This is a genomic window from Methylocaldum sp., assembly GCF_039794385.1.
Classification (GTDB): Bacteria; Pseudomonadota; Gammaproteobacteria; order Methylococcales; family Methylococcaceae; genus Methylocaldum.
Window position 1 is genome coordinate 1 of sequence record NZ_JBDIVO010000113.1, and the last position, 12,549, is coordinate 12,549.

The 12,549-nt window shown below is 60.8% G+C and carries 15 protein-coding genes and 1 pseudogene; 7 read left to right on the top strand and 9 right to left on the bottom strand.

Going from position 1 to position 12,549, the window contains the following annotated elements:
• From ABJK70_RS11550 to ABJK70_RS11575, 6 genes and pseudogenes are all read right to left on the bottom strand, one after another.
• Positions 1–520 (bottom strand): annotated as a pseudogene (locus ABJK70_RS11550) (energy transducer TonB); the annotation flags it as partial.
• Positions 517–951, bottom strand: coding sequence for a biopolymer transporter ExbD (locus ABJK70_RS11555; RefSeq protein WP_077730847.1), 435 nt, complete (start codon positions 949–951; stop codon positions 517–519). The gene ABJK70_RS11555 and the pseudogene ABJK70_RS11550, both read right to left, overlap by 4 nt.
• Complete coding sequence (locus ABJK70_RS11560) at positions 948–1,433, bottom strand: MotA/TolQ/ExbB proton channel family protein (RefSeq protein ID WP_347258062.1); 486 nt, start codon at positions 1,431–1,433, stop codon at positions 948–950. The genes ABJK70_RS11555 and ABJK70_RS11560 overlap by 4 nt, the downstream gene beginning before the upstream one ends.
• Before the next feature lie 50 nt (positions 1,434–1,483).
• Positions 1,484–2,716: a MotA/TolQ/ExbB proton channel family protein gene (locus ABJK70_RS11565; RefSeq protein ID WP_077730845.1), complete on the bottom strand. Its 1,233-nt coding sequence runs from the start codon at positions 2,714–2,716 to the stop codon at positions 1,484–1,486.
• A complete protein-coding gene (locus tag ABJK70_RS11570) occupies positions 2,713–3,444 on the bottom strand; it encodes a DUF3450 domain-containing protein (protein ID WP_347258063.1) in 732 nt (243 codons plus the stop codon). Before ABJK70_RS11570 ends, ABJK70_RS11565 begins: the two co-directional genes overlap by 4 nt.
• Before the next feature lie 206 nt (positions 3,445–3,650).
• A complete protein-coding gene (locus ABJK70_RS11575) occupies positions 3,651–4,586 on the bottom strand; it encodes a lysylphosphatidylglycerol synthase transmembrane domain-containing protein (protein ID WP_156881323.1) in 936 nt (311 codons plus the stop codon).
• A 47-nt stretch (positions 4,587–4,633) separates the two neighbouring features.
• Between ABJK70_RS11575 and ABJK70_RS11580 the strand changes: the two genes are divergently transcribed.
• From ABJK70_RS11580 to ABJK70_RS11605, 6 genes are all read left to right on the top strand, one after another.
• Complete coding sequence (locus ABJK70_RS11580) at positions 4,634–5,725, top strand: DUF3080 family protein (protein ID WP_347258064.1); 1,092 nt, start codon at positions 4,634–4,636, stop codon at positions 5,723–5,725.
• A 209-nt stretch (positions 5,726–5,934) separates the two neighbouring features.
• A complete protein-coding gene (locus ABJK70_RS11585; RefSeq protein ID WP_077730841.1) occupies positions 5,935–6,372 on the top strand; it encodes a heme-binding protein in 438 nt (145 codons plus the stop codon).
• A 212-nt stretch (positions 6,373–6,584) separates the two neighbouring features.
• Positions 6,585–7,898, top strand: coding sequence for a GTP cyclohydrolase II (gene ribA / locus ABJK70_RS11590; protein WP_346425849.1), 1,314 nt, complete (start codon positions 6,585–6,587; stop codon positions 7,896–7,898).
• A complete protein-coding gene (locus ABJK70_RS11595; protein ID WP_347258065.1) occupies positions 7,898–8,923 on the top strand; it encodes a zinc-binding alcohol dehydrogenase in 1,026 nt (341 codons plus the stop codon). Before ribA ends, ABJK70_RS11595 begins: the two co-directional genes overlap by 1 nt.
• 17 nt (positions 8,924–8,940) lie before the next feature.
• On the top strand, positions 8,941–9,315 hold the full coding sequence (locus ABJK70_RS11600) for a 6-carboxytetrahydropterin synthase (RefSeq protein WP_077730838.1): 375 nt from the start codon (positions 8,941–8,943) through the stop codon (positions 9,313–9,315).
• On the top strand, positions 9,270–10,232 hold the full coding sequence (locus tag ABJK70_RS11605) for a methyltransferase domain-containing protein (protein WP_347258066.1): 963 nt from the start codon (positions 9,270–9,272) through the stop codon (positions 10,230–10,232). The genes ABJK70_RS11600 and ABJK70_RS11605 overlap by 46 nt, the downstream gene beginning before the upstream one ends.
• A 351-nt stretch (positions 10,233–10,583) precedes the next feature.
• Here the strand turns inward: ABJK70_RS11605 and ABJK70_RS11610 are convergent, their stop codons facing one another.
• From ABJK70_RS11610 to ABJK70_RS11620, 3 genes are all read right to left on the bottom strand, one after another.
• Positions 10,584–10,901, bottom strand: a complete 318-nt coding sequence (locus ABJK70_RS11610) for a CcdB family protein (RefSeq protein ID WP_347258067.1) — start codon at positions 10,899–10,901, stop codon at positions 10,584–10,586.
• 1 nt (position 10,902) lies between these two features.
• On the bottom strand, positions 10,903–11,163 hold the full coding sequence (locus ABJK70_RS11615) for a type II toxin-antitoxin system CcdA family antitoxin (protein WP_347258068.1): 261 nt from the start codon (positions 11,161–11,163) through the stop codon (positions 10,903–10,905).
• A gap of 228 nt (positions 11,164–11,391) precedes the next feature.
• Positions 11,392–11,889, bottom strand: a complete 498-nt coding sequence (locus ABJK70_RS11620; protein ID WP_156881328.1) for a Spy/CpxP family protein refolding chaperone — start codon at positions 11,887–11,889, stop codon at positions 11,392–11,394.
• A gap of 218 nt (positions 11,890–12,107) precedes the next feature.
• Between ABJK70_RS11620 and ABJK70_RS11625 the strand changes: the two genes are divergently transcribed.
• On the top strand, positions 12,108–12,549 hold a 442-nt coding region (locus ABJK70_RS11625; RefSeq protein ID WP_347258069.1), incomplete at its 3' end, for a response regulator.

Sequence of the window (12,549 nt, forward strand, 5' to 3'; positions counted from 1 at the left end):
CGCCGGTCGAGCCATTCCCCTCTCCGGTCGGCTTCTTTTCCGGATTCCATTGCCCAGGGGGTGCCGTAAGGCGTGAGTCGGAGCCCGACACAGGGCTAAGCGGGGCGCCCGTGCCCTGTTCGGGAATATCCAGCCGAGGGGCCGGTACGCCCGGCGCAGGGGCCGGCGCTTTCCGAGGCTTGGGGGCGCCGGTACGGCCGGACCCGCGCGCCGGCGCTTTGCCGGAAGGCTTGGCGGGACCGGATGGCGGGCGCCCGGTCGACGGCCGGGACTCCGGCGCGACCTCGGTCATCGGCTTGGGCGCGGGCGGCGGAACCGGTTTCGACTCCTCGGTCTTCGGAATGATGCGAATGAAATCGACCGGCTGCGGATTGGGCGTCGATATCAGCCTGGTCTCACGGTGACTGATCAGGGCGCCTATCAATAACAGCAAGGCCAGATTAATGACCGCCGCCGCGGCGAAGGCTCCGGCCAGGACCCATCTCGAGCGGCTCGAGATCCCGGCAAGGGAGGTTTTCATGGCGTGTCTGGAGCCGTACTGGCCGCGACCGAAATGTTGACGAAACCGGCGAGGCGCAGCTGATCCATCACTTTGACCAGCAAGCCGGTGCTGGTATGGGCGTCTGCCAGAATGATGGCGGCCTGGGCCGGATTGGCGAGGCCCAGTTGTTCGAGCCGGGCGCGCAACAGGCGTATGTCGATGGAAGCATCGTGCAGCCAGATTTGTTCGTCGGCGGTGATGGTGATGATCACCGCCGCATTCTGCTGCGGCACCGCCGTTGCGGCCTTGGGACGCTGAACCGCCACCGCCGACTCGCGGATAAAGGAGGTCGTCACCAGAAAAAAGATCAGCAGGATGAACACCATATCGATGAGCGGCGTCAGGTTGATCGCATCGGCGCTTTCGTCGCCGCCGTCGGTGCGGCGCGTGAACAGGCTGCGTTTTCTCATGGCTGCCGCAAACGGTCGGCATAGCGGCGCTCGAAGGCCCTAGCGCGGCGGTTGAGGTTGTAGCCGACCCCTACGCCGAAAAGTCCCATCACCAGGCCCGCCAGCGTCGTGATCAGCGCCTGGGAGACGCCTCGCGCGACGATGCGCGTTTCCGCACTGCCGAATACGCGGATCAGGTCGAAGGTTTCGATGATGCCGGTCACCGTGCCCAAGAGGCCCAACATCGGCAGAATGCCGGAAAGGGTCTTGATCAGGCGCAGATGGCGGCGCAGGGCAATTTTCATCTCGATCACCGCGGCGGGGGAACGCACAAGCGGCACACGTCGCTCCAAGAACCTGGGCAATGTGCGGAGAAAGAACCAGTAGCGCTCCAAGACCAAGGTCCACAGCAGCAGGGAGACGGCCAGCAACGGCCACATCACCGGGCCGCCCAAATCCATCAGATCTTCGACGTGCTGCTCGGATTTATGAAGAAAGCTCAAGAAAGTTTCGAACACCCGGCTGCCCATCGTGCCTCCTCTTCGTGGGCGAATTAGACCCTGTTCTTCGGCGGAATGTCCCCATCCGCCGGGGCATTCCGCCGTTCGAGGCGAGCCGCGAGCGCAGCCGAGGCATGCGCATCGAGCAAGGCGGCGAGGGTCTGGCTCTTCCCCAGCAGCAGGCTGTGCAACAGCAGGATCGGAATGGCGGTAACCAGCCCCTCCACGGTAGTGACCAAGGCCTCCGAAATCCCGCCCGACATCAATTTCGGGTCGCCCGAGCCATGCAGGGCGATCGCCTGGAAGGTCTTGATCATGCCGGTCACCGTGCCGAGCAAGCCCAGCATCGGCGCAATGGCGGCCACCAATTTCAGGAAAGGCAGAGCCCGCTCCAAGTGTGCCTGTTCGCCGGTCAATGCCTCTTCCACGGTCAGGTACAGGACCTCCTCCTCGTTCGTGTTCGCTTGTTCGAGCCGCGCGAGCACCCGACCCAGAGGGTTGTCGAGCCGGGGTCGCGACGACTGTAGCTGGTTTCGGATACGCTGCCCGATCCGCGTCAGCTCGACGAAGCGGTAGGCGGCAAGTGCATAGGCAACGCCCGCAAGCACCAGGATCAGGTAGCCGACGACGCCTCCCTGGGCTATGCGTTCGCGCAGAGTCGGAACCTGCACCAACAACTGCAAGGTTTGCCCAGCCGAGGGATCGATGGCCACCGGCGCCAGCGACGGCGCCTCCACGCGGGCATACTCCCGAGCCAAATCGAGGAGGTTCGGGGCCGGCTGCCTGGGCAGTTCGATCAAGCGGTCGACCTCGGGTGAATAAACCAGGTAACGTCCTTCGGAGAGGAAGCTGAATCCTCCCAGACGAAGCACTTCTTTCTCGGCTGCCTGCCCGCTCGGTGCGTAAACCGGAGCCCGGAAGCTTGCGATGCTGCCCAGGGCGTCGAGCTGGTTCTGCAAGCTGGCGAACAGCTGCGTCAGTTCGTGGGCGTTCGGCATATGGCGGCTATCGGCGAGCCGGTCGATCAGTTCCCGTTGGTGCGAAGGATCGCCCGCCAGAACCTGCTGCACATAATAGGGCTTGAGATTCGCGGCGCTCTCGCGGATGCTTAAGAACAATTCCTCCTTGGCCGCCAGCACCGTCGTCAGTTCAGCCTCCACTTCCGACGGCGGGGCCGGCTGTTCGGCTTTCGCCTCGAGTGCGGCCAGGGCGGACGGAAGAAAAACCCCGAACACCGCACAGGCGGCCGCAATTCCCAGGACGCGGAGCACGCAAAGCGGCCTCACGGTGACTTGGGCCCCGGCAGCGGCAGCACCATCAGGTGCGGGGGTTCCAGCTTGCGCGCCGTGCGTAGCCCGCGGGCGATGGCTTCGTTCTCCTCGCCGGACAGTCGCTGCCAGCGCCGCAGGTCGTTGCGCCAGATGCCCGATTCGTGCCCATCCAGGGTCTGGTAGTAGAGCGCCAGGCGACCGATGCTTAGGAAATCCACCAGGCGTTCGTCGTTCCCCGTCCGGAGCACAGCCCGGTAAGCTTCGACGCTCCTCGCGTAGTCGAGCTCGACCCGGTAGGCTTCCTGAACGCGCCGATATTTCTCAGCCGCGGACGCGGCAGGATCGCGGATCAGCTTTTCCAGCCTATCGAGCCGATCACGGCGTTCTTCGAGCAGGAAAGGAGGGCCATTTTCGATCCCTTGCTTCAATGCGGAAACAGCGTCGGACAAGATGCCGTTCAATCGCTGGTCGAGCTCGGAAAGCGTCTGAAGCTTCGCTTCCGCGGCGTCCGGCGATGCAGGCGGCTCGGACGGAGTCGCCCCCGGCCCGTTAGGAGGCTGAGTCGGCGCAGCCGGCGTCAGGGACGAAGCGATAGCCAGCAGGCAGCCGGCGATGGCGGGTAGTACGTTGCGGCGAGGGAACACCTTGGGTGAACCAATTCCAGGCTTATAGTCGCCGCAGGATATCACAGGCGTTTCAAAGCCGAGCAACGGGAAAACTTCCCGACCGGAGCGTTGGAACATTTCTCTTGCCGCAAACGTCCGATGTGAATGCTACGCCGCCTCGCGGTCATGGATTGGTTCCTGATCGGGAGTCTTCGGGAAACGATGCCTCCCGAACTTGAGCGCGCTATTTAGAGCGTATCCCAGTAGGCCGTTCGCCCTGAGCCCTTCGACTTAGCTCAGGACAGGCCTGTCGAAGGGTTTTGGGCACCTACTGGGATAGGCTCCTACTCGGTAACGGAAACCGTCTCCCGACGCCGCACCAGCAGAAGCAAAAGCGCCCCCGGCAGAGCCGTCAATAGATGCAGGGCACCGAAGATCAGGGATACGGCGAGGCTTTGCTCGGGCGTCAATCCGGCGGGAGCCAAGAGAAACACCGCGGCTGCCTCCCGCTTGCCCCAATCGGAAACCAGCCCCGGCAGCGAACTAACACCCAGCAACAACAGCGGCCCGAGCATGAGCACAGTCAGAGCGTCGCCGGAAATGCCGAGCCCGACGGCCGCCAAGGCGAAGTTCGCGGCCAGCAGTAGCTGGATCAGCACGGACAACCCGTAGTGTCGAGGCGAGCGCAGCGGATTGCAAATGGCGAGCACGACGCCGGCATGCAGCCGCGCCATCGGCCAGAATCTTCGGAAGACGAGCACGGCGACGCTCACCGCAGCGATCAGGATCAGGGCGAACAAGCCGATCTGAAATCCGGGAAATTCGCTGTACAACCCCAGGTAAACCGGCGTCAATCCAAGCACCATGAGGAGCAGGACGATCTTGCCGGAGAACCGGTCTATGACCTGGCCGATAATGAGCTGCCAGGTTTCGGCGCTGCCCCGCATCAATTGAAACCGCGCGAGTTCGCCGACCACCAGCGGCGGTCCGCACTCGCTGACGCTTTGGCTGATCCAGAGGACACGGATGAAGTCCTTGAAAGGCGCACAGATTCCCAAGGCACGGCTGATATACCACCAGCGCAGCGCAAACACGGCTATCGAGAGCAGGAAGATTCCGACGATCGCGACACCCATGGCGGGATCGAAGCGGCTGAGTTGAGTTATCAGCGCGGAGCGGTCTATCTTGGCGAAAATGAAGGTCAAGACCGCCAGCATCATGATAAAGCGCACGCTCCGGCGATTGAGCCACGCCCCCGATTTCAGGAGAACTTGTTTCACTACTTTGATGCCTTATTTATATGGAGATCATCGTCGGCTCGGGCGCCGTGAAATCGAACCCCGCGCGTAGTCTTAGAGCATCTTTCATCGGTTTTTTCGTCATCGTTCTCGCACTGGGATTGCCCGGCTGCTCCGGCGATTCGCCGGAAGCCATGTTCGAGAATTACCTCGACCGCCTCGCGAACGTGACCGAGGTCGACATCGACGAAGCTATTGCACCGCCCGCCGTGCCGCCTTATCCGCGGCTACGGGACATCGTGCTCCCGATCGATGATATCCGAATCGGCGTCATCACTTATCTCGAAATGACCCGATGCGGGCTGGTCGGCGAAATCAGCGCGCGGAACAGCTCTCTCGGACGAGTACAGCGGGAAAGCGGCCGCTTCCTTTACGAGCTGAATCTGTTTCGGAAACTCTCCGAGTGCGAAGCGAGACTTGGAGGACCGGGCGAAGACCCGGAATTCGGCCGCAAGATAGAGTCCCTCCGGCAAGCGAAAGCCGACAATTTACCCAAGGCATTCTGGAACGCGACCTTCGCGGCCAAGGAATTCCGCGTCTTCATGGATACGGCAACCGCCCCGCTTCTGCGGAGCGAAAAGATTTCCGTGGCCCGCTTCGAAAGGCCGATTCGGTATCTCGCTTCGCTGGGCGCGAAACTCGAGGAAGCGCCTTCGATACCTCCAAGCGAATTCGAACAGCACTATTTCGAACTTCAAACCGATAAGACCGGCGGCAAAATCGTACGCGCCCTGAGCCTTAGCGGGTTTTATCTGGACCGGGTCGGGCTGCTTCTGGAACAAACCGCATCGACCGGGCGAATGTGTCCCATGGGCAAAAAAACCCGGCGGGCCGAGTATCTGTTCAATGTATTCGTCAAGTTTTACGCCGGCGAAGTGCAATCCTACATCAGCCGGCTTCATCAAACCGCGTCGCCATTGATCGAAAGCGTGAGGCATTTGAAAGAAAGCCAAAGGGCCGAAATCCCGCCAGCATTCGACAGCTATTACGCCGCGACGCTCGACCCGGCAACCGAGCAAGGCCTGTGGCATCGCTTCAACGCCGCACTGCAACGCCACACCCGCGCCTGGCAGGCAGTATTGAAACCCTGCGGAATGATGCCGGGGGGACCCGCGGCTTAAGCAAGTAGGTCAGATTTCGTACTTGCCCGAATTCTGCGACGGGACGACTGATGCCATTTCATGGGAGTCGAAGGAAGCGAACATATCCCGCGCGGAATGACATGTCGGAAAAGACGGATAAAATTGTTCTGACGAGGGCGACGCGGAACGGCAACCGCTCCTCGGCATTACCAAGATCCGGCGTTTATTTGATACAACAAGGAAAACCCATGAGCACTCTGACACTCGATATCGCCAATGCCATTATCGACGGCGCATTCAGAAAAGCGCGGGACTTAGGATTGGCACCGCTGGCAGTGGCCGTTTTGGACGAAGGCGGTCACTTGAAGACGATGCAGCGGCAGGACGGCGCATCTTTCATGCGAGGTTCCATCGCCTTGGCCAAAGCCTGGGGAGCCATAGGGATGGGCGTATCCTCGCGCGAATTGGGTAAAATGGCGAAAGAACGTCCCCATTTCATGACGGCCTTGACCGAAGTGGCGGATGGCCGGCTCATGCCGGTGCCAGGCGGTGTGCTGATCCGCTCGGCGGACAATCGGATCGTTGGCGCGGTCGGAATCAGCGGCGACTTGTCCGATCTCGACGAAAGTTGCGCGATTGCGGGAATCGATGCCGTCGGCCTAATCCCGGATTATGGGAAGAAATAACGATATACTGGCGTTTGCGTTCCCGGTCCGGCTGTGGCGTGGCCGGCGGGGCGGTCTCGGCTTGTTCGGCACAAGCCGGGCTCCGTCGGTGCAGCGGCATTTTCCGGACAGAACGACCGAACCCGGCACACACAACTTATTCGGTATCGACTCGGCAATATTGGTGTTTATACTGTTTGCCTTTTTTACCGCGAAACCCCAAAAAACCTGTAGTGAAGAACCTCGTCAAGACTCGAATTCCGACCGGCTACGGCGAATTCACCCTTTATCTTTACACCGAGCACGGCAAGGACCACCTTGCCTTGGTGAAATCGGACGTAAACGGTGAGAGCGGCGTCCCCGTCCGGGTCCATTCGGAATGCCTGACCGGCGACGTCTTCGGCTCTCGGCGCTGCGACTGCGGGGATCAGCTCAAACACACCCTTCAATATCTCGGACGCTCCCGCTGCGGCGTACTGCTTTATCTGCGTCAGGAAGGACGCGGCATAGGCCTCCGCAAAAAGCTGGAAGCCTATAATCTCCAGGACCGCGGCCTCGACACGGTGGAGGCCAATATCAGCCTCGGCCATCAGCCCGACGAACGGAATTACGGCGTCGCCGCGCTGATGCTCAAGGATTTGGGCGTTCGCTCGATCCGGCTCATCACCAACAACCCCCGTAAAGTCGACGAACTCACCGAATACGGGATCGAGGTCGAGGCGCGCATTCCCATCGAGGTCGGCCATCATGACGACAATGCCGGCTATCTGCGTTCCAAGGCCGAAAAGCTGGCCCATTTGCTGACATTTCGGGAAAGCACGCCGTTCCACCGCGAATTCGCATTCATCGAGCCGTTGATAGACCAGCTGTCGCTGGCCCATGCCCCGGCGGAAAGCGGCCCTTTCGTCACCCTGACCTATGCCCAAAGCGTCGACGGCAGCATCGCCGTCGACAGCCAGGTTCCCTATGCCCTGAGTTCGAGGCAGTCGCTGACGCTCACCCATTTCCTGAGAGCGCACCACGACGCGCTGCTGGTCGGGGTCAACACCATCCTCAGCGACGATCCCCAGCTCAACGTCCGTTACTATGAAGGCGAAGATCCGCAGCCGGTCATTCTCGACAGCAACCTGCGGACGCCGCCGGACTGCCGCGTTCTGAAGCAGTCGAAAAAGCCGCCCGTCATCGTGACCACCGGCGAATCGGACCCGGCCAAGCGCGAGGCGCTGCTCTCGGCCGGCGCGAAAATTCTCGTGGTGGGAGCAAGCGAGGACGGCTGCGTCGACTTGAAAGAAACCCTGACGAAACTGCGCCAAATCGGTATCCGCACCCTCATGGTCGAGGGGGGATCGAAGATCATCGGCACCTTTCTCAAACATCATTTAGTGAACTACTGCGTGATTACAATAACACCAAAAATCATAGGCGGGCTCAAAGCCATCGACGATCTGTGCCGCTCCGGCGAGCAAGCCCCTTTAAGCATCACGGACTGCCAGTACCATGTCCTGGGTTCCGACATCATCGCCTTCGGCCCGGTCGGATACGTCTGATGCGAGTACAAGCCGTTTGTCATGTAGCCCCCAAATCGGTGGCGGTGCAGGAAATCGATCTGCCCGCCCCACGGACCGGAGAATTACTGATCAAAGCCCTGTGCTCGGCCATCAGCCCTGGCACCGAATCCCTGATCTTCCGGGGCGAGGTGCCCGAGGATCTGCCTCGGGACACGAGCATCGGCAGTCTGCAAGGAAACTTCAGCTATCCGTTCCGGTACGGTTATGCCCTGGTCGGGGAAGTCGCCGCCGTGGGAGCGGACGAAGACCGGGACTGGCTGGGCCGCCGGGTCTTCGCCTACCACCCCCACCAAAACTACGCCGTCGTCGATAAGAAGGATTGCCTGGTCCTGCCGGAGGGGGTTCCGGCGGAGCGCGCCCTGTTTCTCGCCAATATGGAATCGGCGCTGAATCTGGTGTTCGATGCGGCGCCGCTGCCCGGAGAGCGGATCATGGTTTTCGGGCAGGGCATCGTCGGACTGCTCACCACCGCCGTCCTCGGCCGATTTCCGCTCGGAGAACTGATCACGGCCGATCCTCTCGCGTTCCGCCGACAAAAATCCACCGAGATGGGCGCGGCCCTGGCCATCAACCCGGCCGTCAAACGCGAAGTCGCGGCGCTTAAAGAGTGTCTTTTCTACGACGGCGCCGACGGGCTGGATGCCGCCATCGAAGTCTCGGGAAATCAGACCGCTCTGAACCAGGCCATCGAACTGACCGGTTTCGCCGGCCGCATCGTGATCGGTTCATGGTACCGCCAAAGCGAGGCGCCGCTCGATCTCGGCGGCCATTTTCACCGGCGGCGCATCCGGTTGGTTTCGAGCCAGGTGAGCACGATCGACCCGCGCCTTTCCGGCCGATGGAGCAAGAAGCGACGGCTCGATCTCGCCTGGGAGTGGCTCGCCGAAATCCGCGCGGAACGTTTGATCACCCATCATTTTGCGCCCAGTGCCTGCCAGGAAGCCTTCGAGCTGGTCGACAGCAAGCGGGCTGGGGTGTTGCAGCCGATTTTCGAGTACACCTGACGATCCGAGGAACCGCGATGTACCAGCTAGCCATCACCCGCGACTTCATCGCCCGCCATTTCCTGATCGGCGGAGACTGGGGCGCCGAGAATCATGAGCACAGCCACCACTACAAGGCGGAAGTACTGATCGAGGGCGAACAGCTCGACCGGCACGGCTATCTGATCGACATCGTGGATCTGGAGCAGGCGACCATGGCGCTGATCGGAGAGTTCAAGGACCGCGTACTCAACGATCTCGAACCTTTTCGCGGCCTCAACCCCAGCCTCGAACGCTTTGCCCGCATCTTCTGGGAACGGCTCAGAGATCGGGTGACGCTGCACGGCGTAAAGATGACGATCAAGCTTTGGGAGAACGACCGGGACTGGGCGGCCTTCGGCGGGACGCTTTAACTCCGGCGGCCGTGGACATTCCTTTCCACGACTATCTCGAAGCCAAGTTCGCGCTGGACGAGCGCAGCCTGAACCGCGAGGTCCAAACCGAGTTTGCTCGGTGGCTATCGGGCAAACCGCGCTTGACCTGCCTCGACCTCGGCACCGGTACCGGTGCTTCCGTGCTGCGGCTTCTGAAGCTGGCCCCCGAAACCGATTTGCACATCACCGCCGTGGATCGGGACGGGACCCTTTTGTACACCGCCCGAGAAAGAACGGCTGATCTGCTCCGGCAGAAAGGCTTGTATGTCTCGGTGGAACCGGCCGGCATCCGCGCCCGGCAAAACGGCCGTGAAATCGCCGTGGATTTCGTCTGCAGCGACCTACGACACTTCGAACCGAATAAAGCCCCCGGCTCTTATGACGCGGTCATTGCCCACGCGGTGATGGATCTTCTGCCGCTCCGGACCATGACCGGACGGATCGCGCGCTGGCTGCGGCCGAAGGGAATCTTTTACGGCAGTGTCAACTATGACGGCGAGACCGTGCTGTTTCCGGTCTATGCCGATGAAGCGTTCGAAAACTCCATCCTTGCCGTATACGACGCTTCCATGGAAGAGCGCCGGGTATGGGACGAAAACAGCGGCGGCGCACGCTCCGGAAGACGGCTGCACCGCGTCCTCGGCGAAACCGGCTTCGAACCGATCGCCTACGGCAGCTCCGACTGGAACATCACCCCGCTCCGCCGCATTTATCGCAACCGCGATGCCGTTTGCCTGGCCGCCCTGCTGAACATGATCCGGGACGAAGCCCTAAGATCGGGACAATTCTCCACGGATTCGCTCGACCGATGGTACCGGGAACGCTCCGAGCGATTGACGGCCGGAGAACTCGGCTTGATTATTCATCAGATCGATCTGTTGGCGGAGAAGGTTTGATTTTCGGTATTCGGCGGGTTACACCGGGATACCGGCTAACCCGCCCTACGAAGCCTATGGGTTCCGAGTTACGGAACGGCCGTTATTTCGCGCCCTGATGACGAGGGCCGCCGTGGTGCTTCCATTTATGAGCGCGCCCGCCGAACGGGGTCAGGTCATCGAAAACTTTGCGCTGTTCCAGGGTCAGAACTTGTAGGATGCGGTGACGAAGGAACCGCATCGCTCGCGATTGATGCGGTTCGAGCACTCACCACATCCACGATTCTATGATGCTTTTTGAAATAGCTTAATGTTCTGAATTTAAGCGGAGCCAGCACGAGGACGCAGCCAATCCAATAGGTCTCCCCGGCTTCAATATCCCTGGAACAGAAAATCCAACGCGCCGGTAATCACCGCCCAGTTGTCCGCCAGAGAGACTACCGGTGTTTTCAGCAGGCGCAGAGGCACGGCGGCGAGCTTGGGTGTTTCCAGGAAACACGCGATCCCTTCGATTTCGAACACTGGTGTCAACCGGTCGGGAAGCTGACCGACCGGGAAGCGGTCCCGGCGGCGCAACGGCACGACCACGCGGGTGTTCATCTCGTGGAGCAGATCGCTTTGCACGTCGAGCAGATAAGGTACATCGTCCGCGTGCGGACCGCTGTTGCGATAGACGTCGAAACGCGCCATGTTAAAAGCTTCTCCACTCCTCCAACGGCAAGCCCTCCGTCTCCACGGCACGGTTATAGGCAGCTATGAACTCTGCATTGTCCTCTTGCCAGCGACGCTGCCGCTCCTGGCGCACCAGTTGCCGCAGAAATTGGTCACAGGCTTGGGAGATGTTGATGCCTAGGGCTTTAGCCTCACGCAACACATCGGCGGAAAGCGTGATATTGGTAGCTTTTTTTAGGGTGGTGGCGGTGGGCGACATGGCATGAGTCCCGAATGACAAGTAAAGTAATGCGCATGATAAACCAACACGATGATATGTGGCTATTAGATGCACTTACTTCTGCATTCGAAACTTGTCGGGTGCGGTGACGAAGGAAGGGTTGTGACTAAAGCAACCGTTTGCGATTGGAAGGGGGGCTCTGGTGCTCCCAGAGACCCCGTTTGCGATTGGAAGGGCGGCTAACCCGCCCTACCGAACTCTATGGATCCCGAGTTAAGGCGCTTCCCGTTACTTCGCGCCCGGATGACGCGGGCCGCCGTGGTGCTTCCATTTGTGAGCGCGCTCGCCGAACGGGGTCAGCTCATCGAAGACTTTGCGCTGTTCCGGGGTCAGCGTGGCGTAGAAGGTCTTGGTCGCGGCCAGGGCTTCTTCGAGATAGGTCTGTTTTGCCTTATTGTGGGCGATCATTTTTTCCAGACGCTCCGGGGCCGGCAGGTTCTTCATGGCCTCGCGGTCGGGACGGGACTGTTTCTTCTTTTCCTTGATTTCCTTGATCTTGGCGGACCAGGTATTCCAGTCGGCTTCCTGCGCCGACGTAAGCTTCAATTCCTTGCGCAGCTCGGCCATCCGCTCCTCCATGAAGCGCTCCCGCCGCTCCGCCCGCGAACCGGCGGGACCCTGGTTGTAAGCGCCGGATTCAGGCTTGGCTTCTCCGGACTCGGCGATTGCGGCTACGGGGGTGAGCAGGGCAAGAGTGATCAAGAGTGCTTTAGGATAAGATTTCATGTGGATTCCTCCGGTTTTGTGAAACGTCGGCCGAAGCCGATTCTGTTTAGACCGCCGGGACCGTCCCGCCGTCTTCGGAATCTATTTCACACCGGCCATGTATCGGACATGTGTCCGGCAGGCGGTGATTTTGTATCATTTTTTATCGTCGGCAGCAGGCGATACAAAACGATACAAAAGCCCATGACTCGCGCCGGCAACCGCGGTAAAAAGCCTCCATGGAAGCCACAGAGCATATCCTCGTCGTCGACGACGACCGCGAAATTCGCCTACTGGTCGGCGACTATCTTAAACAGCACGGCTACCGCGTCAGTCTGGCCGCCGACGGCCGGCAGATGCGCGAAATATTGGAAAGCAGCGGAATCGACCTTATCGTCCTCGATCTGATGCTGCCCGGCCAGGACGGCTTGAGCCTGTGCCGCGACCTGCGCGCGCGTTCCGATCTTCCGGTACTGATGCTGACCGCCCGCGGCGAGCCTATCGACCGGGTGCTGGGGTTGGAAATGGGCGCCGACGACTATCTCGCCAAGCCCTTCGAACCGCGCGAACTCCTGGCCCGCATCCGCAATATCCTGCGCCGCGCCCGTTCGCTGCCGAACAGGGGTGTTTCGGACTCGGCGCATCGCTGGCGATTCGCCGGCTGGACCCTGGATGGGCAGA